General features: G+C 70.5%; 23 protein-coding genes. 9 read left to right on the forward strand and 14 right to left on the reverse strand.

Features of this window, described 5'->3' with window-relative positions:
* Positions 1-8 precede the first annotated feature (8 nt).
* On the forward strand, positions 9-1076 hold the full coding sequence (locus tag HYZ11_08880; protein ID MBI3127702.1) for a Tim44 domain-containing protein: 1068 nt from the start codon (positions 9-11) through the stop codon (positions 1074-1076).
* 9 nt (positions 1077-1085) lie between these two features.
* On the forward strand, positions 1086-1724 hold the full coding sequence (locus HYZ11_08885; protein MBI3127703.1) for a hypothetical protein: 639 nt from the start codon (positions 1086-1088) through the stop codon (positions 1722-1724).
* On the opposite strand, the gene HYZ11_08890 is transcribed toward HYZ11_08885, so the two are convergent.
* Together HYZ11_08890 and HYZ11_08895 are read right to left on the reverse strand one after the other, a co-directional pair.
* The gene (locus tag HYZ11_08890) at positions 1721-2095 is read right to left on the reverse strand and encodes a hypothetical protein (protein MBI3127704.1); all 375 of its coding nucleotides are present in this window, start codon (positions 2093-2095) and stop codon (positions 1721-1723) included. The genes HYZ11_08885 and HYZ11_08890 overlap by 4 nt on opposite strands.
* A complete protein-coding gene (locus tag HYZ11_08895) occupies positions 2092-3051 on the reverse strand; it encodes an LLM class flavin-dependent oxidoreductase (protein MBI3127705.1) in 960 nt (319 codons plus the stop codon). The genes HYZ11_08890 and HYZ11_08895 overlap by 4 nt, the downstream gene beginning before the upstream one ends.
* Before the next feature lie 229 nt (positions 3052-3280).
* On the opposite strand from HYZ11_08895, the gene HYZ11_08900 reads away from it, so the two are divergent.
* From HYZ11_08900 to HYZ11_08925, 6 genes are all read left to right on the forward strand, one after another.
* Entirely contained in the window at positions 3281-3544 is a 264-nt protein-coding gene (locus HYZ11_08900; GenBank protein MBI3127706.1) for a hypothetical protein, read from the forward strand.
* Positions 3545-3637: 93 nt separating this feature from the next.
* On the forward strand, positions 3638-3871 hold the full coding sequence (locus HYZ11_08905) for a hypothetical protein (GenBank protein ID MBI3127707.1): 234 nt from the start codon (positions 3638-3640) through the stop codon (positions 3869-3871).
* A 78-nt stretch (positions 3872-3949) separates the two neighbouring features.
* Complete coding sequence (locus HYZ11_08910; GenBank protein MBI3127708.1) at positions 3950-5473, forward strand: hypothetical protein; 1524 nt, start codon at positions 3950-3952, stop codon at positions 5471-5473.
* Between the two features lie 171 nt (positions 5474-5644).
* The gene (locus tag HYZ11_08915) at positions 5645-6946 is read left to right on the forward strand and encodes a DUF1015 domain-containing protein (protein MBI3127709.1); all 1302 of its coding nucleotides are present in this window, start codon (positions 5645-5647) and stop codon (positions 6944-6946) included.
* A 4-nt stretch (positions 6947-6950) separates the two neighbouring features.
* Positions 6951-7577, forward strand: coding sequence for a YihA family ribosome biogenesis GTP-binding protein (locus tag HYZ11_08920; GenBank protein MBI3127710.1), 627 nt, complete (start codon positions 6951-6953; stop codon positions 7575-7577).
* Positions 7578-7896: 319 nt separating this feature from the next.
* Positions 7897-8910, forward strand: a complete 1014-nt coding sequence (locus tag HYZ11_08925) for a TIM barrel protein (protein ID MBI3127711.1) — start codon at positions 7897-7899, stop codon at positions 8908-8910.
* A 365-nt stretch (positions 8911-9275) separates the two neighbouring features.
* Here HYZ11_08925 and HYZ11_08930 read toward each other — a convergent pair whose 3' ends face one another.
* The 11 genes from HYZ11_08930 to HYZ11_08980 all read right to left on the reverse strand — a co-directional run bounded on the left by HYZ11_08930 (position 9276) and on the right by HYZ11_08980 (position 17948).
* Positions 9276-9791, reverse strand: a complete 516-nt coding sequence (locus HYZ11_08930) for a response regulator (GenBank protein MBI3127712.1) — start codon at positions 9789-9791, stop codon at positions 9276-9278.
* 91 nt (positions 9792-9882) lie between these two features.
* Complete coding sequence (locus HYZ11_08935) at positions 9883-10404, reverse strand: response regulator (GenBank protein ID MBI3127713.1); 522 nt, start codon at positions 10402-10404, stop codon at positions 9883-9885.
* Positions 10405-10406: 2 nt separating this feature from the next.
* Complete coding sequence (gene iscX, locus HYZ11_08940) at positions 10407-10625, reverse strand: Fe-S cluster assembly protein IscX (GenBank protein MBI3127714.1); 219 nt, start codon at positions 10623-10625, stop codon at positions 10407-10409.
* 34 nt (positions 10626-10659) lie between these two features.
* Complete coding sequence (locus HYZ11_08945; GenBank protein ID MBI3127715.1) at positions 10660-11007, reverse strand: 2Fe-2S iron-sulfur cluster binding domain-containing protein; 348 nt, start codon at positions 11005-11007, stop codon at positions 10660-10662.
* A gap of 440 nt (positions 11008-11447) precedes the next feature.
* Positions 11448-13283, reverse strand: coding sequence for a Fe-S protein assembly chaperone HscA (gene hscA / locus HYZ11_08950; GenBank protein ID MBI3127716.1), 1836 nt, complete (start codon positions 13281-13283; stop codon positions 11448-11450).
* Entirely contained in the window at positions 13280-13936 is a 657-nt protein-coding gene (hscB, locus tag HYZ11_08955) for a Fe-S protein assembly co-chaperone HscB (protein MBI3127717.1), read from the reverse strand. The genes hscA and hscB overlap by 4 nt, the downstream gene beginning before the upstream one ends.
* Before the next feature lie 76 nt (positions 13937-14012).
* Positions 14013-14378 carry an iron-sulfur cluster assembly accessory protein gene (locus HYZ11_08960; protein MBI3127718.1) on the reverse strand — a complete coding sequence of 122 codons (366 nt, stop codon included), beginning with the start codon at positions 14376-14378 and terminating at the stop codon, positions 14013-14015.
* A gap of 16 nt (positions 14379-14394) precedes the next feature.
* Positions 14395-14802, reverse strand: coding sequence for a Fe-S cluster assembly scaffold IscU (iscU, locus tag HYZ11_08965; GenBank protein ID MBI3127719.1), 408 nt, complete (start codon positions 14800-14802; stop codon positions 14395-14397).
* Between the two features lie 76 nt (positions 14803-14878).
* On the reverse strand, positions 14879-16093 hold the full coding sequence (locus tag HYZ11_08970; protein MBI3127720.1) for an IscS subfamily cysteine desulfurase: 1215 nt from the start codon (positions 16091-16093) through the stop codon (positions 14879-14881).
* Between the two features lie 2 nt (positions 16094-16095).
* On the reverse strand, positions 16096-16542 hold the full coding sequence (locus HYZ11_08975) for an Rrf2 family transcriptional regulator (protein ID MBI3127721.1): 447 nt from the start codon (positions 16540-16542) through the stop codon (positions 16096-16098).
* A 209-nt stretch (positions 16543-16751) separates the two neighbouring features.
* Positions 16752-17948, reverse strand: a complete 1197-nt coding sequence (locus tag HYZ11_08980; GenBank protein ID MBI3127722.1) for an ABC transporter substrate-binding protein — start codon at positions 17946-17948, stop codon at positions 16752-16754.
* Between the two features lie 165 nt (positions 17949-18113).
* Between HYZ11_08980 and HYZ11_08985 the strand changes: the two genes are divergently transcribed.
* Positions 18114-19199, forward strand: coding sequence for an A/G-specific adenine glycosylase (locus tag HYZ11_08985; protein MBI3127723.1), 1086 nt, complete (start codon positions 18114-18116; stop codon positions 19197-19199).
* Here HYZ11_08985 and HYZ11_08990 read toward each other — a convergent pair.
* Positions 19196-20476 (reverse strand): GAF domain-containing protein, encoded by a 1281-nt coding sequence (locus HYZ11_08990; protein MBI3127724.1) that lies wholly within the window; start codon positions 20474-20476, stop codon positions 19196-19198. The two genes, HYZ11_08985 and HYZ11_08990, sit on opposite strands and share 4 nt — an antisense overlap.
* Positions 20477-20501: the final 25 nt, after the last annotated feature.

Here is a 20501-nt window from a genome sequence, read left to right on the forward strand (position 1 = left end):
ACACCGAAATGAGGCGCATCGCCATCCTGTCCGCCTTCTTCATCTTCTTCCTCACCTGGCCCGTTCACATGGGCGTCCCCGCGCCCGGCCCCGGCGGGCTAATCCTCGTCCGGAGCGAGGCCGAGGCCGCCCGCTTCGGCGGGGGCCGCTCCTTCGGCTTCCGGGGTTCGCGCGGCTTCGCCCGGCCCTCGCCGGCCAGCCCGCGCTCGGGCCTCGCCCAGCCGGGCTACGACCAGACCCGCCGCCCCTTCGGCGGCTTCGGGGGCGGGCTCTTCGCCGGGCTCGGCGGCCTTCTCCTGGGCGGTCTCATCGGGAGCCTCCTCTTCGGCCGCATGGGCATGGGGGGCATCGGGCTCTTGGAGATCCTCCTCATCGGCGGCGGCCTCTTCCTTCTCTTCCGCATGTTCGGCGGCCGCAGGCGGGAGGCGCCGCAGGGCGGCGGCACCTACACCGGGCGCCTCGCCACCGCGGAAGCCGATCCTTACGGCGTGGGGGGCGGCCCGGCCCCGGCGGAGCGCGCCCGGGGCTCGGTCTACACCGGCCCCGACATCGCCGCCCGGGGCGCCTCGGGCCCGGCCGCGTCGCCGGGGCCCTCGGCGAGGCCCTCGGCCGGCGCCGCGCCCGACCCGGGCCTGGAGGAGGGCCTCAGCGCCATCCGGGCCTCCGACCCCTCCTTCTCCAGGGAGAACTTCCTCCTCGACGCCCGGCGCGGCTTCCTGCGCTTCCAGGAGGCCTGGGTGGCGCGCGACCTCGCCCCCATCCGCGACGCGGTGGACCGCGACATCTACGAGAAGTCCCAAAGCGATCTGGACGAGCTCCGGCGCGAGGGGCGGGTCAACCGGCTCGACGACATCCAGGTCCGCCGGCTCGACCTCGCCGAGGCCTGGCAGGAGGAGGGCTTCGACTTCGCCACCGTGCGGGTCGAGGCCAGCCTCCTCGACTACCTCGTCTCCGAAACCTCGGGCGAACTCCTGGGCGGCAGCCGCACCGAGCCCGTCACCTTCGCCGAGCTCTGGACCTGGGCGCGCAAGACGGGGCCGAACAAGTGGTTCCTGTCGGCGATCGAACAGGGGTGAGATTGCTCCATGAGCAATTTCACAAATTGGCATGAAGACTTTCCTGATCGTTGCCTCAGACTAATTGGCCAGTTTGAGAAAAATATCCAAAATCGTCTCAGTACATTTTCCCTTATGGTCGCTCCTTCTTTGCTAATTGCCCCATATGAGCGGCTTCAAACCTTTCCTGGCAAACGGATTAATCCTCAAAGAGATTTTGATCGATTCAAAAAAGCCAAAGAAGAATTCGACAAGTTGATGGAAGGAAAATTCGAAGATGCTCCCTTCATGGCTGATGCTCAAGATGGGAGCTGGAAATATGGGAAAATCGCCACAAATATCGGTCAACCTGACCTATGGGCAGACGAGAAAGGCCACTCTTGCCCTGACGAGAGTTTCTGGAAAGGCATGAGCACACTGCAGGTTAATTTTGTTTGGGAATGCCTAAGAGACTCTCTTGCTCATTGGAATATTGCCACAACAGACTCGCTGTTCCAGCAAAAGGATAGGATTCAATATCTCTTGTTTTATCGTTCAAAAAATAACCGCTATCCATGGGATGCTATCAAAACGACAGAGAAGGAATTTTTCCGTTTCATAAAAGCGTGGGCGACGTTTCTCACCGAATCACCCGCGCGCGAGGCTCTAGAAGGTTTCGAGGCCGCCTAATTATTATGTGGTGGTTTTTCCTCTTCCCCCTCCCCATACCTCCTCCCTCCCTCCAGATCCTTCAGCGACCACCAGAGGTAGAGGATGACGCCGAGGATGAGGGCCATCACGGCGCCGAAGCCCGCGATGAAGTAGGCGGGGAGGCCGCGGTAGCCCTCCCCGGGCGAGGGGCGGGCCTGCGGGGCCGCCTGCTGCGGGGCGGGCGCCGCCGGCCGGGCCGCCTGGGCCTGGAGCTGGCGGGCCTGGCGCAGCGCCTGCTCCTCCTGCCACTTGCCGTAGCCGTGCCAGACCAGGGCGCCGGTGCCCGCGGCGAGCAGGAGGATGTAGAAGGACAGGGCGATGGCCCTGCGGGAGGGAGGGGCGGCGCTCATGCCCGCGACCCCGCGAGAACTTCCCCGGCGAGCCGCGCGAGCTGGTCCATCTCCTCCTCGGGGGGCCCCGCGTACTTGAAGATGAAGTGGCGTACCCCGGCCTGCTTGTAGCCCTCGATCTGCCCGGCGACGCGCTCCGGCGGCCCGTAGAGGAGATACCGCTCGGCGATGCCGTCAAAGTCCATGGCGTAGCGGCACGAGAGGTTCTCGGTGCCCCGGCGCAGGGCGGTCTCCGCGTCCCCGTGCATGTAGAAGAAGGCGTGGTGGGCCGGGGTCCAGCGGCCCCCGTCGATATCGAGCGCGCGGCCGGCCTCGGCCGCCCAGCCCCGCATCTTCTCCAGGGCCTCGGCGTAGCGCCGGGCGGTGAAGAGGTAGGAGACCCAGCCGTCCCCCGAGCGCGCGGCCCGGCGCTGGGCGGCCTCGCTGCGCCCCCCGACCCAGATGGGCGGCCCCCCGGGCGTGGCTGGGGGCGGGCTCTGCCGCGCGCCCTCGAACGCCCAGAAGCGCCCCCGGTGGCTCACCGTCCCGCCGGTCCAGAGCTTGCGGACGATCTCGAGGGACTCGTCCATCCGCGCGCCGCGCTCATCGAGAGGCACGCCGCAGAGCTCGAACTCGGCCTTGCCCTCCCCGCCCACGCCCACGCCGAAGACGAAGCGCCCGCCGCCCGAGAGGAAGTCCACCGTGGCGGCCGCCTTGGCGGCGATGGCCGGGCGCCGGAGCGGGAGGAGATAGACGCAGGTCCCGAGCGTGATGCGCTTCGTGCGGGCGGCGAAGGCGGCGAGGGCCGTCAGGCTCTCGGGATAGGGGCCGTGGAAGGCGACGTGGTCCCCGAGCCAGAAGGAGTCGTAGCCCAGCCGCTCGGCCAGCTCGGCGTGTGCGTACATCTCCCCGGGCGGGGTGGCGCGCTCGGGGTGCATCCCCCCGCTCACGCCGAACCGGACCTTCGCTTCAGGCATTCTTCCTCCTTGCGCCCCGGCGGCGATTCTGGCACGGGGGCCTCCGCGCCAAGGTTCCGGCGGCGGAGGGCCGGGGCGGCGCCCCCGCTGACGGGCCTGCGGTGCCGCCCGGCCCGGAAAACCCTTATACACCCATCGCTTTCCCTCCTCCCAGCCCTTGGCACGGTTCCTGCTCGACAGCCGGAGAGGCTTGGCGTTCCAACCTTCGGCCCTTTTGCAGGAGACCGCCGTGGCGACCTCGCCCATCCGCCCCCAGCCCGTCCCCTCCCCTTCCGCCCCCGCTCCGGCGGCCAAGCCCGCCCGCGAGGCCCTCGCCCGCCCCGCCTCCGTTCAGGCGCCGGCCGTGGCCCGGCCCGCAGAGAACCTGGAGATGCAGCTCGCGCGGATTTTCGCCCGGCACGCGATGCAGGCCCGGCAGGCCGCCCAGCCGGGGGAATCCCCGAAGGCCGCCTCAGGCCGGACCCGGGGGGCAAACTTAGATATACATGCATGATAAATTAAGGTAACTCCCTGAAAAACCTTTGACTGAACCCCTCACATCCATATAATGCCTTTGCCTGAGGCGCCATGGAGGGAGGGGATGAAGATGGCCGAGCCGGTCATTCCGCCCGTTCCCGGCGCAGGAAGGCGGGGCTTCACCCCCGAGGCTTCCGCCCTGCTGCGCCGCCTGGCCGGGAGCGGCCTGGCGAAGGACCTCGGGCGGCCCCCGGCGGAGGCGCCGCAGGGGCGGACGGCGATCCCGGCCGGGAATTTCGCGGGACAGGACTTGAGCACCCTGGGCGGCGACGCCCGGGGCGGAAGCGTGAACCTCGTCATCTAATCTCGCGCCTGCGGCGGATTCGCCGCGGAGGGATTGCTCGGGGAAGAAGCGCGCCGTTTTCGCTGAAAGGATGGCCCATTGACACCTCGCCTGCGCCGCATTCGCCGGCGGGTGGCCGCCATGGCCGGAGGTTCCCTCCTCGCGCTGGCCGCCTGTCTCTCCCCCGCCCGTGCCCAAACGCCGCCGCCTCGCCCCGCGGATGTGGAAAGCCTCGTCGAAGCCGCGGCGGCGGCCGCCCCGGCTCCGGTTCAGCAGGCCAGGGTCCAGACGAAGCCCTTCCCGCCGCCCCCGGCCAAGCTCCCCTCCCCGAAGAGGGACGCGCCCGCGCGCCTTCCCCTGCCCGTGACTCCTTCGGGCACCCGCATCTACTGGGAACAGCCCGCGGGCGCCGCCGCGGATGAGGACGGAGACGGTCCGGCCGCCGCCTCCTCCGATGCCTCCGAGTTCGCCGGCGCCGCCGAGGCGCACCTCCTGTTCCTCTACACCCTCGAGCCCGAAACCCGCCGCGACTGGCTGCCCGACACCCGCGTCAACGTCTTCGCGGAAGAGGCGCCCTCCTCCGCGGAGGCCCTGGATACCCTGTGGCGGCTCCAGGCCAAGTCGAACGGCCCCGAGGGCGGGACCTCCCGGCTCCGGCTCCTCGGGGAAGGGGAGTCCGCCCTGGCTTTTCCGTCCCCGTCCGCGCCGGAGGACGCCCTGGCCCCGCAAACCCGCCCCCAGCTTCTCCTCGTGGACGCCGAGCAGCGGATCGGGAACAGCCGCTACGGCGCCGCCTACCGCTACGACGGCCCCGGCCGCCGCAGCGGGCGCAAGTACCCTGGCTGGGTGCAGTCGGACGTGAAATGGAAGCACGACCAGGAGAGCGCCGAGGCGTGGTTCATCCAGCGCTTCGGGGACACCCAGGTGAGGGCCTTCCTGGCGGAGTTCCGGAACAACCTGGACGCGAACCCGTCCCGCTACAGCATCGACAGCCAGAACGCCGGCGTCTCGGTGAGCCAGCGCCTCGCGAAGTCTCCGCTCTACCTGACCGTGAGCGGCTCCCAAGGCGCGTCCCGCGCCAGCCGCGAGCCGAACGGCCGGGAGCCCTTCTCCCCCCGGTCGTGGAACACCTACAACGCCTCCCTCTCCTATTTCCCGGGCGGCCGGTGGGACGCCTACATCTCGACCGGGTACTCGACCGCCGGCGACCTCACCCAGAGCGGGGACCCGGGGAGCTCCGTCTGGCACGAGGCGGGGGTCTCGATCCACCCGGCCAGCGGGGTCACCCTCAAGCCCGCCTTGGCCCTCGGGAAGATCCGCAACGAGCGGACCGGCGGCGAGATCGACTACCCCTTCGCGTCCTTGTCCCTGAGCTTCCGCGAGCTGCTGCCGCCCTTCGACGTCACGCTGTGGACCTCCTACGCGCGGATGACCTCCGGCGACTCCGCCGTGGACGCCACCCTCGCGGACGCCTCCATCCGCCTCTCCCGCCGGCTTCCCGGCGCGCCGGGCCAGGCCGCCCTCTCCTTCGAGGTGAGCTGGACCTGGTACGAGGACCACGCCTTCCCCAGCCGCTCCAACGAGGGCGCCTCGGCGATGACCTTCCTGCGCCTCGCCTTCTGACGGAGCCGTTGGCGGGGAGGCGCTCCGCCTCCCCGCTCCCCTGCGCCTTTCGCCCGGCTCCCCCGGAGCATCCCGCCGCGCCGGTTGCCCCGAAACACGTTTGGGGGGATATAAGAGCGGCCGGAGGGGCCGTCTGCCCCCCGGTCCCCTGCGCAGCCTGGAGGAATCCCCTTGGTGGATGTCCGGCCGTTCGCGGCCCTTCGCTACGCCGAGATTCCGCCCGAGAAGATGGGCGAGGTGAGCTCGCCGCCCTACGACGTCTTCACCCCGGAGCTCCAGCGCGCCTATCACGCGCGGCACCCGCACAACATCGTGCGCCTCATCCAGGGGGAATCCCTCCCGCACGAGACGGGCGACGGCCCCCGCATCGGCCGCGCCATCGGCTATCTGGCGCGCTGGCGGAAGGAGGGCGTCCTCTCCTTCGACGCCCGGCCGGCCTTCTACCCCTACCGCCAGGCTTTCGCCCTGCCGGACGGGAGGCGCGTTGAGCGGCGGGGGTTCTTCGGCGTCATCCGCCTGGCCAGGTACGAGGAGGGGCACATCCACCCCCACGAGCAGACCTTCCCCAAGCCCAAGAGCTACCTCCTCGAGCTGTGGGGGAAGGCCGGGGCCCACCTGGAGCCCATCTTCGGCTTCTACGAGGACCCGGGCGACGCCGCCCAGCGCGCCCTGGCGGGCTCCATGAAGGGAGCGCCCCTGGCCGACTTCGAGGACGAGGGGGTGCGCCACGCCCTCTGGCGCTGCGACGATCCGGCCGCCCTCCAAGCCGTCCAGAAGGCCCTCCTCTCCCGGGAAGTCTTCATCGCCGACGGCCACCACCGCTACGAGACCTCCCTCAACCTGCGCGAGGCCGAGCGCGCGAAAAGCCCCGCGGGCGGGGAGGCCGACTTCACCCTCATGTGCCTGGCCAACGCCGCCGACCCGGGCATGGTCATCCTCCCCACCCACCGCCTCCTGAAGAAGGTGGGCGCGGGGACCGGGGAGGCCCTGAGCCGCATCCGGGAGCGCTACGAGGTGACCGAGGAGCCCGCGCCCGCCCCGGGCGAGGGCGCGAAGGTCTCCCGGCGCCTCGAGGCCCTCGGCGCGGGCGGGCGGGCGGCCTTCGCCCTCTACGACGGGGAGGGCCCGGTGCGCTACCTCGTGCGGAAGGAAGCGGGCGGGGGCGGGGGATCGGTCGAGGCGGCCATCGCCTCGCTCGACGTGCGCCGCCTGCACGAGGACGTGATCGAGGGCGCCTTCCGCGCCTCCCACGAGGAGGCCGACATGGGCTTCACGCCCGACCCGGAGGCCGCCCTGGCCGCCGCCCGGCGCGGGGAGTGCGCCGCCGCCCTGCTCCTGAACCCGACCCCCATCGAGGCCGTCTCCCGCATCGCCCGGGCCGGGGGCCGGATGCCCCACAAGTCCACCTACTTCTACCCCAAGCTCCGCACGGGGCTGGTGATGCACGCCTTCGCCCCGCCCGCCCGGGACTGAGGCGGTGCGCTTCCAGCGGGCCGAGCTGATCAAGAGCGCGGCCTCCCGCGGGGGCTGGCCCGCGCCCTCACTCCCGGAGGTGGCCTTCGCGGGGCGGAGCAACGTGGGGAAATCCTCCCTCATCAACGCCCTGGTGGGGCGCCGGGACCTCGCCCGCACGAGCACCACCCCGGGGAAGACCCAGCTCCTCAACTTCTTCGAGATCGACGGGCGCTTCATCCTGGTGGACCTCCCCGGCTACGGCTACGCCAAGGTGCCCCTCGCCGTGCGGGGGAAGTGGCAGCCCATGATCGAGGCGTACCTGGGCGCCCGGGAGACCCTGCGGGGGGTGGTGGTACTCATCGACAGCCGCCGCGGCGCGGGGGACATGGACCTCCAGCTCCTCGAGTGGCTCGGGAAGGTGGAGGTGCCAGCCTGCATCGCCCTGACCAAGACCGACAAGCTCAAGCGCGCCGAGCGCCGCGCCGCCTCGGAGTCCGTCTCGGCCCGGCTCCTCCAGGGGGGCGGGCTCTTCGGGCGCTGGTCGGGGCCCATCCTCACCAGCGCCCAGGAGAACCTGGGCCGCCGGGAGCTCCTCGCCCAGCTCCAGGACTGGATCGCGGGCCCGCCCCGCCTCACGCCGGCGGCGTAGGGAAAGAACCGAAGCGGCGAGAGAGAAGATCGTTCCCCGGCCGTGTTCCAAAGAACCGCATGCCTTGAGTTTTTCCCTCCCCCTGCCCCCTCCCGGCGGGAGGGGGAAATAACACGGCAGCCTTTCTTGGCCAGAGCGTGCGAAAGCCGGCCGTGCACCTTTCCGCCATTTGTACATTCGTAATCGCGCATCAATGGAAGCAGGGGCGTATTGCAATACGCCCCTACGCAAGCAAGGCCCCGCGAGGCACGGGCCGCGTTCACCTCCCCGCCCCCCTCTGGTACAGTCTGAAAAGATTCCGCCGCGACGGAGGCGCCCCGTGCCCGAGAAAAAACCCGCCCCAAAGAAGGCCCTCCAGAAGGCGGGCCCCAAGGCCCTCGTCCCCAAGAAGAAGGCCCCCCGGCGCGGGCGGGCCGCCTCCGCCGGGGGGGAGCCGGGCGAGCGCACCTACACCGGCGTCCCCAAGCCCAACCCCGCGCCGGGAAAACCCGACCGCCTCCTCTTCGGCACGGGGGGCACCCCCCACACCGCCCTGCCGCGCGACCACCCGGGCGCGGTGCGCCGCCTCGGGGAGCTGGGCCTCGGAGTCTACGAGATGGAGTTCGTCCACGGGGTGCGCATCCGCCCCGAGACCTGCGAGGAGGTGGACCGCCTCCGGCGCGAGACGGGCATCCAGGTCACCGCCCACGGGCCCTACTACATCAACCTCTTCTCGCTGGAGGAGGAGAAGCTCGCCGCGAGCCGCACCCGCGTCCTCGATACCGCCCGGGCGCTCGCCCGCTGCGGCGGGGACGGCGCCTGCTTCCACGCGGGCTTCTACCAGGGCCGGGGGCGGGACGAGGTCTACGCCCACATGAAGCGGGAGCTCTCCGCCCTGGCCGACGCCCTCCGGGCCGAGGGCTGCAATGTGCGCATCGACCCCGAGACCACGGGCAAGGAGAGCCAGTTCGGCTCCCTGGACGAGCTCACCCGCCTCGCCCGCGAGGCCGGGCGCGGGAACCTCGGCATCACCGTGGACTTCAGCCACATCCACGCCCGGTCGAACGGGGGCTTCAACACCTACGAGGAATTCGGCCGCATCCTCGAAACCATCCGGGAGCGCAACGGGAAGACCGCCCTCCAGAACATGCACATCCATCTCTCCGGCATCGCCTACGGCGAGAAGGGGGAGAAGCACCACCTCGACGTGGACGAGAGCGACATGAACTACCGCGACCTCTTGCGCGCCCTCATCGACATGGGCTGCGAGGGCCGCGTCGTCTGCGAGAGCCCCGGGCTCGAGTTCGACGCTCTCATCCTCCAGCGCGCCTACCGCGAGCTGAACGGGGGCTGACGCATTTTATTGGGGAAGTACCCGGTATTATCGGCAACTCAGAGGAACTAGCCCCCGAAGCGCCCCATGAAAAAAAACGCCAAAATCCCCTCGATTTCCTCCAAAATGCGCCGGAAAACGATCGAAATCCTTCATTTTTGACCCTCTTTTTTCCGGGGTAGATTTCAATCCGCCCCCTCGGAAAGAAGGCGCAAGGCCGTCCCTCGGACAAGATACGGCCCGGACGGCAAAAGCCACTTACCCCAATTTCGTCCATTTTCGCGCACGTTCGTGGTCGGGGGGATTTTTTTGGGAATCAAGCGGCGCTTCCGGCGATAGGGTTCCCTCACCCCAACCCTCTCCCGGAGGGAGAGGGAGACTCCTTCCTACTGGATCACCCGCATCTCGCGCAGCGCGCCGAGGACGGCCTCGAGCTGGGCGGAGGGCTCGCCGCCCTCGAGGAGGACGCGGCGGATGCGGCCGATGGCGCGCTCGGCGCGGAGCGCCCGCACCTGGCGGTCGAGGCGCCCGATGAGCTCGCGGCGCTTGATGGGCTTGGTGAGGTAGTCGTCGGCCCCGGCGCGGGCGGCCTGCTCGACGAACTCCGCCTCGGTGCGGGCGGTGAGCATGACGATGCGGATGGGATGGTTCTGGAAGCCCTGCTTGAGGGTGCGGGCGAGATCGAGGCCGGAGAGGCCGGGCATCATGATGTCGAGGAGGACGACCTCGGGGAGGAAGGGGAGGTCCTTGTCGAGGGCGTGCTCGGGCTCGGTGCAGGCCTCGGCGCGGTAGCCCTCGCGGGCGAGCACCTTGAGGAGGAGCGCGGCGGTGTGCGCGTCGTCGTCGATGAGAAAGACGTCGCCCCGGCTCATGGGGACGGCTGCGGGCTCCCGGACGGCCATGTCCCTCCCTCCCCGGCGGCCGAACCTCTCTCATGTTACCCCAAAGGCCCGGGCGGAGAAATGGGGGGGCCTTGAGCGGCGGGGCGGGGGTTCAGCCGGGGAGGGACCCTTCACGGGCGAGGCGCTCGGCGGCGGCGCGGACCTTCTCCTCGGGGGTGCCGGCCCCGGCGAGGATGCGCGCGAGGTCCTCGACGGCGGCCGCGGCGCGGCCGCCCCGGGCGGCGGCGAGCTGCGCCTCGACGGCCGCGAGGAGCTCGGCCGGGCGGACGGGCTTGGTGAGGTAGGCGTCGGCGCCCGAGGCGAGGCCGCGCTGGCGGTCGGCCTCGCGCCGGAGGGCGGTGAGCATGACGATGCGGACGCCGGACCCCAAGGCCTTCTTGAGGGCCTGGGCGAACTCGAAGCCCGACATGCCGGGCATCATGGCGTCGAGGATGGCCACCTCGGGCGCGAAGGGGAGCTCGGCCTGGAGCGCCTCGACCGGGTCGGTGGCCTTGGCCACCGCGAAGCCCTCGCGCAGGAGGAACTGCTCGATCATGTTGACGGTGAGGGGGTTGTCGTCCAGGAGGAAGATGCGGCCCCGCGGGGGCGCCGCGCCGCCGCTCCCCGGGGGCACGGCTAGCTCTCCTGCCCGGCCTTGTACTCGTCGAGCCAGGCCATCTGGATGGCCTCGAGCTTGCCCTCGGTGGATTTCATGGGGTCGTCGCCGAACTCCTCGAGCCCGCAGACCCACTCGTGCAGGTCCGTGAAGCGCACGGAGAGGGGGTCGATCTCCGGGAACTTCTCGGCCAGCGCGATGCCGATGTCCTCGGCGTCCTCCCAGGTGAATTTCTGCACGTCCGTCCTCTCATCTTCCGTAAAGGGAACGCGCCTAGTGCGCGTGGGCCGCGTCGGGGCCCTCCTGGACGAGGTTCACGTTCCAGAAGGGGATCTGGACGCGGATGGTTTCGTCCGAGTCCTTGAGGAGGCGGGCCTGGCAGCCGAGGCGGCTGCACAGCTCGATGTCGCGGGCCTCGTCGAGCTGGTCCTCCTCCTCCTCGGTGGACTCGGTGAAGAGCTCCCGGCCCTGCCGGATCTTGACGTGGCAGGTGGAGCAGGCGCACACGCCGCCGCAGGCGTGGTCGAGGTCGACCCCTTTGTCCATCGCGACCTCGAGGATGCTCTGGCCGGCGGCGATGTCGACCGTCTTGCCCTCGTCGATGAATTCGATCTTGGCCATTGTCGATGCTCCCTTGGAGCGGGTGCGTATGTTCTACCTTTACACCACCCCCCCCAATACCTCCCCCCCTGAGGGGGGAAGGAAGATTCCGCCCCTCCTTGGGGGGAGGGAGCGCCGGAGGCGCGATGGGGGGAAAAGAATTCTACTTTTACCCCACCCCCCCAATACCTCCCCCCCTGAGGGGGGAAGGAAGATTCCGCCCCCCTTGGGGGGAGGGAGCGCCGGAGGCGCGATGGGGGGAAAGGAATTCTACCTTTACACCACCCCCCCAATACCTCCCCCCCTGAGGGGGGAAGGAGAAAACCGCGCCGCCCGTCGCTGGAGCGGTGAGGGGTATGCCTCTCTCTGCTCCGTTTCCCCCAATACCTCCCCCCTGAGGGGGGAAGGGCAAGGCCTGGGCCGCCCCCCTTTGGGGGGAGGTCCATGGGGGGATTAGAAAGCTACTCCTTCATCGCCTCGCTGACGCGCTTGTTCTGGAGCGCCGCCTTGAGGACGCCGTCCATCATCCGCTCGGCGAGGGGCATGGTCACCTCGTTCAGGGCGTCCACCCGCTCGCGGATCCTCAGGTGATCCTCCCCCCGGACGGCCCCCTCGAGCTCGGCCACGGCCCGGGCGATGGCGGCGCGCTCGGGCTCCGGCACCCCGTCCTCGCCGTACTCCCCGAGCGCCCGGTGGGTGGCGCCCAGGATGGCTTCGGCCTCGTTGCGCGCCTCGAGGAGCTGGCGGGCCCGAACGTCCTCCTCGGCGTGCTCGAACGACTCCATGAGCATGCGCTCCACCTCCTCGTCGGTGAGGCCGTAGGAGGGCTGCACCTCGACCGAGGCGGCCTTGCCGGTGCGCAGGTCGCGCGCTGTGACGTTGAGGATGCCGTTCGCGTCGATGAGGAACGTCACCTCGACCCGCGCCACCCCGGCGGGGGCGGGCTCGATGCGGAGCCGGAAGCGCGCGAGGGAGCGGTTGTCCTTCACCAGCTCGCGCTCGCCCTGGAGCACGTGGATGTCCACCCCGGTCTGGTTGTCCTTGAAGGTGGTGAACGCCTCCCGCGCGGTGGCGGGGATGGTGGTGTTGCGCGGGAGGATCCACGCCATCGCGCCCCCCACCGTCTCGATGCCGAGGGAGAGGGGCGTCACGTCGAGGAGGAGCATGTCCCGGGTGCCCCCGGCCAGGATGTCCGCCTGGACGGCCGCCCCCAGGGCCACCACCTCGTCGGGGTTGATCTCGCAGCGGGGCTCCTGCCCGAAGAGCTCCCGCACCATGCGCCGCACGAGCGGGATGCGCGTCGAGCCCCCGACGAGCACCACCTCGTCCACGTCCTGGGCCCGGAGCCCGGCGTCCTCGAGGGCTCGACGGCAGGGCGGAAGGGTGCGGGCCGCGATGGGCCGGATGATCTCCTCGAACTCGGCCCGCGTGATCTCCCGCCGCCAGGAGAGGGGCTCGGGGCCTCCGATCTCGAGGGCGAAGAGGGCCGACGCGCGCTCGGAGAGCCCCCGCTTCGCCGCCTCGCAGAGAACGGTCAGCTCCCCCACCCGCTCGGGGCTCGCGCCGAGGTCCAGGCCCGCCTCCTCCCGCGCCCGGGCGCGCGCCCAGTCCGCGAGGGCCCGGTCGAAGTCGTCCCCGCCCAGGCGGGTGTCGCCCCCGGTCGCGAGGACCTCGAAGATGCCGTCCTTCACCCGCAGGATGGAGATGTCGAAGGTGCCCCCGCCCAGGTCGTAGACCGCGATGACGCCCCGGTCGCGGTCGTGGAGCCCGTAGGCGAGGGAGGCGGCCGTGGGCTCGTTCACGATGCGGAGGACATCGAGGCCCGCGAGCCGGCCGGCGTCCTTGGTGGCTTGGCGCTGGGCGTCGTTGAAGTAGGCGGGGACGGTGACGACCGCCCGCGTCACGGGCCGGCCCAGCGCGCGCTCGGCCCGCGCCTTGAGCTCGCGAAGGATCAGGGCGCTGATCTCGGGCGGGCTGTAGGAGCGCCCGCGCGCCCTCACGTGGGCCACCTCCTGGTGCGCGGGGTCCACCTCGAAGGGCATGTGGCGGAGGTCTTCCTCGATGTCGCGGTAGCCCCGGCCCATGAAGCGCTTGATGGAGAAGACGGTGTGCCGGCTGTTCGAGACGCGGTCGGCCTGGGCCCGGTCCCCCACGAGGACGCGGTCCGGCCGGAAGCTCACCACCGAGGGCACGAGGGCGCGCTCTTCCGGGGGCGCCAGCACGCGGGGCCTGCCGTCCCGCATGGCGGCGACCAGGCTGTTGGTGGTTCCCAGGTCGATTCCGACGATCTCGGTCACGATGCCGTTTCCAGGGCTTCCCGCAGGCTGCGGAGGGTGTTCTCGATGTAGTTGCGCTGGCTGAGGACGGAGCGCAGGCGCCGGAGGGCATCCTCGGGCACCGTCCGCCCCTCGTCCACGGCGCGGTCCCACTGCGCCCCCAGGTCCTCGAGCGCCTTCCGCTGGCCGGCGCGCAGGGCCTCGAAGCACTCCCGCGCCGCCTGGATGCGCCCGCGCAGCTCCTCGGCCTCCTCCCCCTCGCAGCCGCAGCGCAACTCGGCGGCGGCCTCCTGGGCCTCGAGGATCTGCTCGAGGAGATCGGCCGGGGGCCGGGCGTCGTTCTCGGCCAGCTTGCCGCTCGCGCGCTCGACCAGGTAGACGGCGCGGCGGACGGGGTCCCTGAGTATCTTGTAGGCCTCGTTCAGGCGGGCCGAGGCCTCCAAGCTGCGGATGCGCTCCCCGACCGGGGCGTTCATGAAGAAGTCGGGGTGGAGGCGGCGGCTCAGGGCGTGGTAGCGAGCCTCGAGCGCGCGCTCGTCGAGCGAGACCTTGGGAGGGAGGCCGAAGAGGCCGAAGTGGCTCACCTCCGCCGGGATGCGGCGGACCTCGCCGCCCTCCCCGAGGAGGGCGAACTCCTTCTCGTCCGTCAGGGCCTCGTGCATCGTCTCACCCATGCGCTTGCGCCACGAAGGGCTCCGCCAGAAAAAAGCGCGCCGCGGATTTCGGCCGGGCGCGCGTCTTTTCGCTGACCTACGCGGAGAAGCTCGATCCGCAGCCGCAGGTCTGCCGGGCGTTCGGATTCTTGAACGTGAAGCCCTTCCCCATCAGGCCCTCCTCGTAGTCGAGGACGGTCCCGGCGAGGAAGAGGGCGCTCTTGCGGTCCACGGCCAGGCGCACGCCGTCGCGCTCGACGACCGTGTCCGTCATCGGGTTGAGCTTCTCCGCCGGCTCGAACTGGAGCACGTAGGAGAGCCCCGAGCATCCCCCGCCCTTCACGCCCACCCGGACGATGGAGCCGGCCTTCCCATCCTTCTCCATGAGGCGCTTCATGTGGGCGAAGGCCCCGTCCGTCACCTCGAGCGAGGCGGGCTTCCTGGCCGCCGCGGCGTCCGTCATGATCTCTCCCTTTCCCCTAGTGCTTCTTGCGCTCGGCGAGGGGCATGCCCTTCTTCGACCGGTAGTCGTTCAGCGCCGTCTTGATGGCGTCCTCCGCCAGGACGGAGCAGTGGATCTTCACCGGGGGAAGGTTCAGCTCCTCGACAATCTGGGTGTTCTTGATCTGCTCGGCCTCGTCGACGGTCTTGCCCTTGAGCCATTCGGTGGCGAGCGAGCTCGACGCGATGGCGCTGCCGCAGCCGAAGGTCTTGAACTTGGCGTCCTCGATGACGCCCTCCTCGTTGACCTTGATCTGCAGCTTCATCACGTCGCCGCACTCGGGGGCGCCGACGATGCCCGTCCCCACGCTGGGGTCCTTCTTGTCGAGGGACCCCACGTTGCGGGGGTTGTTGTAGTGATCCACCACCTTCTCGCTGTACGGCATCGGTTGCTCTCCCTGGATGGCCCTCGGGCCGTCCTTGAAAGCCGGGTCCCCGCGGGCGCCCGGCACTCGGTTCGCGTTAGTGGGCCTGCCACTCCACCTTCGAGAGGTCGACCCCCTCCTTCACCATCTCGTAGAGGGGGCTCATCTCGCGGAGCCGCTTGACGATCTCCGTCGTCTTCTCGGCCACGTACTCGATCTCCTCCTCGGTCGTGAAGCGGCCGAAGCCGAAACGGATGGAGGAGTGGGCCAGCTCGTCGCCCCGGCCCATGGCCTTGAGCACGTAGCTGGGCTCGAGGCTCGCCGAGGTGCAGGCCGAGCCCGATGAGACCGCCACGTCCTTGAGCCCCATGATGAGGGACTCGCCCTCGACGTAGGGGAAGCTCACGTTGAGGTTGCCCGGCAGGCGCTTCGTCTCGTGGCCGTTGACGTACACCTCGTCGAGGCTCTCGAAGATGATGCTCTTGAACTTCTCGCGCAGGTTGACGAGGCGGACGCTCTCCTCCTCCATCTCCCGGGCGCACAGCTCGGCCGCCTTCCCGAAGCCCACGATGCCCGTCACGTTCAGGGTGCCCGACCGCATGCCGCGCTCGTGGCCGCCGCCGTCGATGAGGGCCGCGAGCCGCACGCGCGGCTTGCGCCGCCGGACGTAGAGGGCGCCGATCCCCTTCGGGCCGTAGATCTTGTGGGCCGACATCGAGAGGAGGTCGATGCACATGTCGTCCACGTTGATGGGCACCTTGCCGTAGCCCTGGGTGGCGTCGGTGTGGAAGAGGACGCCCCGCTCGCGGCAGAGCTGCCCGATCTCCTTCGCCTCGTTCAGCACCCCCACCTCGTTGTTGGCCGTCATGATGGAGACGAGGATGGTGTCGTCGCGCAGGCGCTCCTTCACCATCCCGGCCGTGGTGATGCCATCCGTCGGGGGCTCGATGTAGCTCACGTCGAAGCCCCACGTCTCGAGCCGCTTGGCCGAGTCGATGATGGCCTTGTGCTCGATGGCCGAGGTGATGATGTGCTTGCCCTTGCTCTTGTACATCTCGGCCACGCCCTTGAGGGCCATGTTGTCGGACTCGGTGGCCCCGCTCGTGAAGATGATCTCGCGCGGGTCGGCGCCGATGACCGAGGCGATCTGCTCGCGGGCCGTATCGACCGCCTTCTCCGCCTCCCAGCCGTAGGAGTGGTTGCGGCTGGCGGCGTTGCCGAACTTATCCTTGAAGTACGGCAGCATCGCCTCCACCACCCGGGGGTCGGCCGGGGTGGTGGCTTGGTAGTCCATGTAGATCGGGAATTTCAGGCTCATCGAGGCTCTCCCACGGAAGTGCCGATCATATCGAGTAGGGTCATTCCCTCAAGCAGGTGCGTGACCTTCTGCTGGATGCGCTCCATCGGCCGCACGATGGGGCAGTGGCGGAACTGCTCGCAGTCCGAGGTTTCGCCCGCCTGGCAGATGGCCATGGCGATGGGGCCCTCGATCGCGCGGATAACCTCGGCCACCGTGATCGAGTCGGGCCGGCGCGAGAGCACGTAGCCTCCCTTGGGGCCGTTCCGCGACTCCACGATGCCGCTCCGGGCCAGGATCTGCATCGTTTTCGCCAGAAGCTCGGCCGGGATGCAGTAGGCCGCCGCGATCGCCTTGGCGTTGGTGGCTTCCCCCTCCCCCTGCTCGGCCAGATACGCCAGCGCCATCAGGCCGTAGTCGGTCCGCTTGGAGAGGGTGAACATGGGCTGCCTCCATCTGGGCATCCGGGCGGCCGCCGGAGCTTTGGCATACGGCGCTCCGGCGCCGTTTCTTAAGGCGACAAAATCGGTCGCCGATGAATCTACTCGCATATATACGGCCGGTTTTCGGCCCTGTCAACCCGCCAAGCCCAATCAAATCCAGGGGATTTAACAACGAAACCGGGGCACTGGCGAATCTTCACGTTCAGGGGCAGAAGTCTCTTTAATTATTGTTATTTCTCCCCCGGCGTGGTCACCAGGGTCCACTTTCCCCCCTTGATCCGTACCATGACGAGGGCGTCCGGCCCCAGGCCGTTGTGGTTGCTCTCGGAGAAGTTGAAGCGCCCCGTCAGGCCGACGTACTGGCGGGTGTCCACCAGGTACTTGGGGACCCGGGCCCGGCTGGCCCCCGCCGCCCGCAGGGCCCCCAGGAGGAGCCGGAAGGCGTCGGCGGCGAAGCCGGCCACCCCGTCCGGGGGGCGGCGGTGGCGGAGGAGGAAGACCTCGCGGAACTCCTGGAGCTCGCGCAGGCCCGCGGCGTCCGCGGGGAGGATGCCGGCCGCGGGCACCCGGGCGGCGGGGAACACCACCCCCTCGGCCGCCCGCCCCGCCTCCTTGAGGTCGAGCTCAGGCCCCAGCGCCGTCCCGAAGTAGACCGGCACCTCCAGGTCCAGCGCCATGCGGGCCCGCACGAGGTCGAGCTGGGCCGCCGGCCCTCCCCAGTGGACGAAGGCCTCCATCCCCCGGACGCGCGCCCGGTGCAGGAAGGGCAGGAAGTTATGCTCGTCGGGGCGGTAGGCCTCGTTCATCAGGAGGGAGATGCCCGCCTGGGGCGCGAGCGCGCTGAGCTGGGCGCGGCCCTCGGCCCCCCGCGCGTCCCCCTCCCCCAGCAAGGAGATGCGAGTGACGCCCACCGCCACCATGTGGGAGAGGATGGCCCGGGCGCCCAGCGAGGCGGGCAAGGCCGTCGAGAACACCCAGGGCCGCGGCGGATCGAAGACATCCTCCGGGGCGGCGAGGGTGAAGAGAGGAATCCGCTGCCGGTCCGCCTCCCGGGCGGCGGCCCGGACCTCCTCGAGCCCGGCCGGGCCGAGGACCGCCACCGCCTCCTTCTCCCGCGCCAGCTCCCGCACGGCCCCGGCGGCGCGGGCGGGGCTCCCGCCCGAGTCCACGATCAAGAGGACGAGCGCCCGGCCGGCCACCCCCCCGCCCGAGCGGTTGGCCTGGTCGAGCTCGAGCAGGAGGGCGTCACGGGCCTCCCGGCCGGCTTTCGACCCCGGGCCCGAGAGATCGAGCACCGCCCCCGCCACCACCGGAGCGGGGGCCTCGGCGGCGCGCGCCGGCCCGGCCGGGGCCAGGAGGGCCGCGGCGAGAAGCGCGGGGGCGAGGAGCATCCGCGGGAGGCGCTTGCGCGCGGGCATGGCGTACAATGGCGTCCGTCCCTGTGCGTGAATCTCGATCCGCCCGGATTGCCGCTAGCTAGCGGCCGAGCCTTGGCCATGTCAAACCGGCGCAATCCCGCCCCTCCCGGGGCGTCCCCGGTCCCCGGCCGCCCCCCGGGCGCCAAGGGCCCAAGCTCCGTCTGGCGCAGGCGCGTGCGGGAGCGGCTGCTCGGCTGGTACGGCCAGGAGAAGCGCGCGCTTCCCTGGCGGGGGGAGAGGGAACCTTACCGCGTTTGGGTGTCCGAGGCCATGCTCCAGCAGACCCGGGCCGGGACGGCCGCCCCCCGCTACGCCCGCTTCCTCTCGCGTTTCCCCACCCTCCGGGCCCTGGCCGACGCCCCGCTCGAGGCCGTCCTGGCCGAGTGGCAGGGGCTCGGCTACTACGGCCGCGCCCGCAGCCTCCACCGCGCCGCCCGCGAGGTGGCCGGGCGCTTCGGCGGCCGGCTCCCCTCCGACCCAGAGGCGCTCCGGTCCCTCCCCGGCTTCGGGCCCTACATGGCGGGGGCCGTGGCGAGCATCGCCTTCGGCCTGCGCGAGCCCGCCGTGGACGGGAACGTCCTGCGCGTCCTGAGCCGGCTCCTCGACCTCCCCCTCCCGGTGGACAAGCCCGGGGGCCGCGCCGCCGTCGAGGCGGAGGCGCGCGCCCTCCTCCCCTCCTCGCGGCCCGGGGACTTCAACCAGGCCCTCATGGACCTGGGGGCGGGCCTCTGCCTCCCCCGCGGCCCCCGCTGCGGCGAGTGCCCCTTAGGGAATCTCTGCGCGGCGAAGAAGGCGGGCACGGTCTCGAAGCGGCCCGTCAAATCCCCCAAGCGTCCCCCGCGCGAGGCCACCGTCTTCCAGCTCTGGGCCGAGCGGGGCGGGAGGCTCCGCCTCGTGCGCCGGAAAGAGGACGGCCTCTTCGGCGGCCTCTGGGAGCTCCCGGGCTGGATGGCGGAGGGAAGGCCCGAGCCCGGCGAGGCCGAATGGAGCGCCGCCTGCGCCGAAAGCCTCGGCCCCGGCTGGACGGCGGGGGAGGAGATCGCCCGGGCGGAGCGCGCCCTGACCCACCGGCGGATCCTCTTTGTCCTCCGCCGCGCCCTTCCCCTGAACGGCGCGCGCCCCGTCCTCAAGGAGGAAGACGGCGCCATCTGGGCGGACGCGGAGACGCTCAAGGCGCTGCCGCTCTCCAACGCGCAGCGCGCGGCCATCGAGGCGGGGAGGCGGGGGATGGAAAAGAGGCGGGGGAGGCTCGCGCCCTAGGGGGCGCCCGCTCCCTCCCCCTCCACGAGCGGCAGCTGGATGATGAAGGTGGCGCCCTGGCCGGGCGAACTTTCGGCCAGAAGGGCGCCCCCGTGCTGGGCAACGATGCCGTGGGTGATGAAGAGGCCGAGGCCCGTCCCCTTCTCCTGGGGCTTGGTGGTGAAGAAGGGGTCGAAGATGCGGCCGATGATCCCGGGCGGGATGCCCGGCCCCGTGTCCTGGAGCCGGGCCTCCCAGCAGGGCCGGCCCGCCGTCTCGGCGGCCTGGGTCGATATCCGGAGCCGCCCGCCCGAGGCCATGGCGTCGCGGGCGTTGGTGTAGAGGTTCACGAAGACCTGCTGGAGGGAGGAGCGGTCGCCCATCACCCGGAGGCCGCCCCCGCCGAGGTCAAGCGCGATCTCGATCCCCGCCGTGCGGTACTCGTGCTGGACGAGGGGCAGCGTATCGGTGATGAGCGAGTCGGGGTCGAGCGGCGCGGCCTTTAGCTTCTCCTCGCGGGAATACTGCCGGAAGGTCTGGCAGATGTCGTCGATGCGCTTCACGTTACGAAGGATCACCTCCGCGCTCTGGGCCGCCTCGGCCTCGGACGAGCCCCCCATCTGGAGCCGCTGGCCGTGGAGGCCGATGATGTTCGCCGGGTTGAGGATCTCGTGGGCGAGGCCCGACGCCAGCGTGCCCAGGGTGGTGAGCTTCTCGGCCCGGACGAGCATCTGCTGCCGCTCCTTCAGCTCGGCATAGGAGCGCTCCAGGTCGGCGAAGGCCCGGGCGTTCTCGACGGCGAAGGCCGCCGAGTTGGCGAAGGTGGTGGCCAGGTAAGTTTCCTGCCGCGAGAAGTGCCGCACGCCGCGGCTCACGCAGCTGAGGACGCCGACCACGTCCTTCCTCCCCATGAGGGGAACCGAGAGGCAGGACCCCAGATTGTGCTGGCGCGCCCACGCCGCGTTCACCCACCGGGGGTCGCTCCGGATGTCCTCGATGTAGAGGGGCTCCCGGGCCTCGGCGGCCCGGCCTCCGACCCCCTCCCCCACCCTCAGCCTCCGGATCTGGTTCTGGGCCTCGATCCACCGGCTGCTCTCGGCGCGCATCTCCAGGAACTCGCCCTCTCGGAGCCAGAGCGCCACATAGGGCAGCTCCAGGAGTTCCGCCGCGGAGCGGGCGATGCGGGACAGGGCCTCGTCCAGGTCGAGGGTGGACAGCAGGCCGTGGAAGAGGTTGATCAGGGAGGCGAAATGGCGCAGGTCCGGCGCGTCGAATCCCGGCGGGTCGCCCTGGCTCATTGAAACACGCATGGCCGGCAGCTTA

The organism is Candidatus Tectomicrobia bacterium (genome assembly GCA_016192135.1).
Taxonomy (GTDB): Bacteria; UBA8248; UBA8248; order UBA8248; family UBA8248; genus 2-12-FULL-69-37.

What these genes read in the sequence shown, in the direction of transcription:
- HYZ11_08880 (MBI3127702.1), top strand. Translation starts at nt 9, where the DNA reads ATGAGGCGCATCGCCATCCTGTCCGCCTTCTTCATCTTCTTCCTCACC.
- HYZ11_08885 (MBI3127703.1), top strand. Translation starts at nt 1,086, where the DNA reads ATGAGCAATTTCACAAATTGGCATGAAGACTTTCCTGATCGTTGCCTC.
- HYZ11_08890 (MBI3127704.1), bottom strand. Translation starts at nt 2,095, where the DNA reads ATGAGCGCCGCCCCTCCCTCCCGCAGGGCCATCGCCCTGTCCTTCTAC.
- HYZ11_08895 (MBI3127705.1), bottom strand. Translation starts at nt 3,051, where the DNA reads ATGCCTGAAGCGAAGGTCCGGTTCGGCGTGAGCGGGGGGATGCACCCC.
- HYZ11_08905 (MBI3127707.1), top strand. Translation starts at nt 3,638, where the DNA reads ATGGCCGAGCCGGTCATTCCGCCCGTTCCCGGCGCAGGAAGGCGGGGC.
- HYZ11_08930 (MBI3127712.1), bottom strand. Translation starts at nt 9,791, where the DNA reads ATGGCCGTCCGGGAGCCCGCAGCCGTCCCCATGAGCCGGGGCGACGTC.
- HYZ11_08945 (MBI3127715.1), bottom strand. Translation starts at nt 11,007, where the DNA reads ATGGCCAAGATCGAATTCATCGACGAGGGCAAGACGGTCGACATCGCC.
- hscB (MBI3127717.1), bottom strand. Translation starts at nt 13,936, where the DNA reads ATGGGTGAGACGATGCACGAGGCCCTGACGGACGAGAAGGAGTTCGCC.
- HYZ11_08960 (MBI3127718.1), bottom strand. Translation starts at nt 14,378, where the DNA reads ATGACGGACGCCGCGGCGGCCAGGAAGCCCGCCTCGCTCGAGGTGACG.
- iscU (MBI3127719.1), bottom strand. Translation starts at nt 14,802, where the DNA reads ATGCCGTACAGCGAGAAGGTGGTGGATCACTACAACAACCCCCGCAAC.
- HYZ11_08975 (MBI3127721.1), bottom strand. Translation starts at nt 16,542, where the DNA reads ATGCCCAGATGGAGGCAGCCCATGTTCACCCTCTCCAAGCGGACCGAC.
- HYZ11_08990 (MBI3127724.1), bottom strand. Translation starts at nt 20,476, where the DNA reads ATGAGCCAGGGCGACCCGCCGGGATTCGACGCGCCGGACCTGCGCCAT.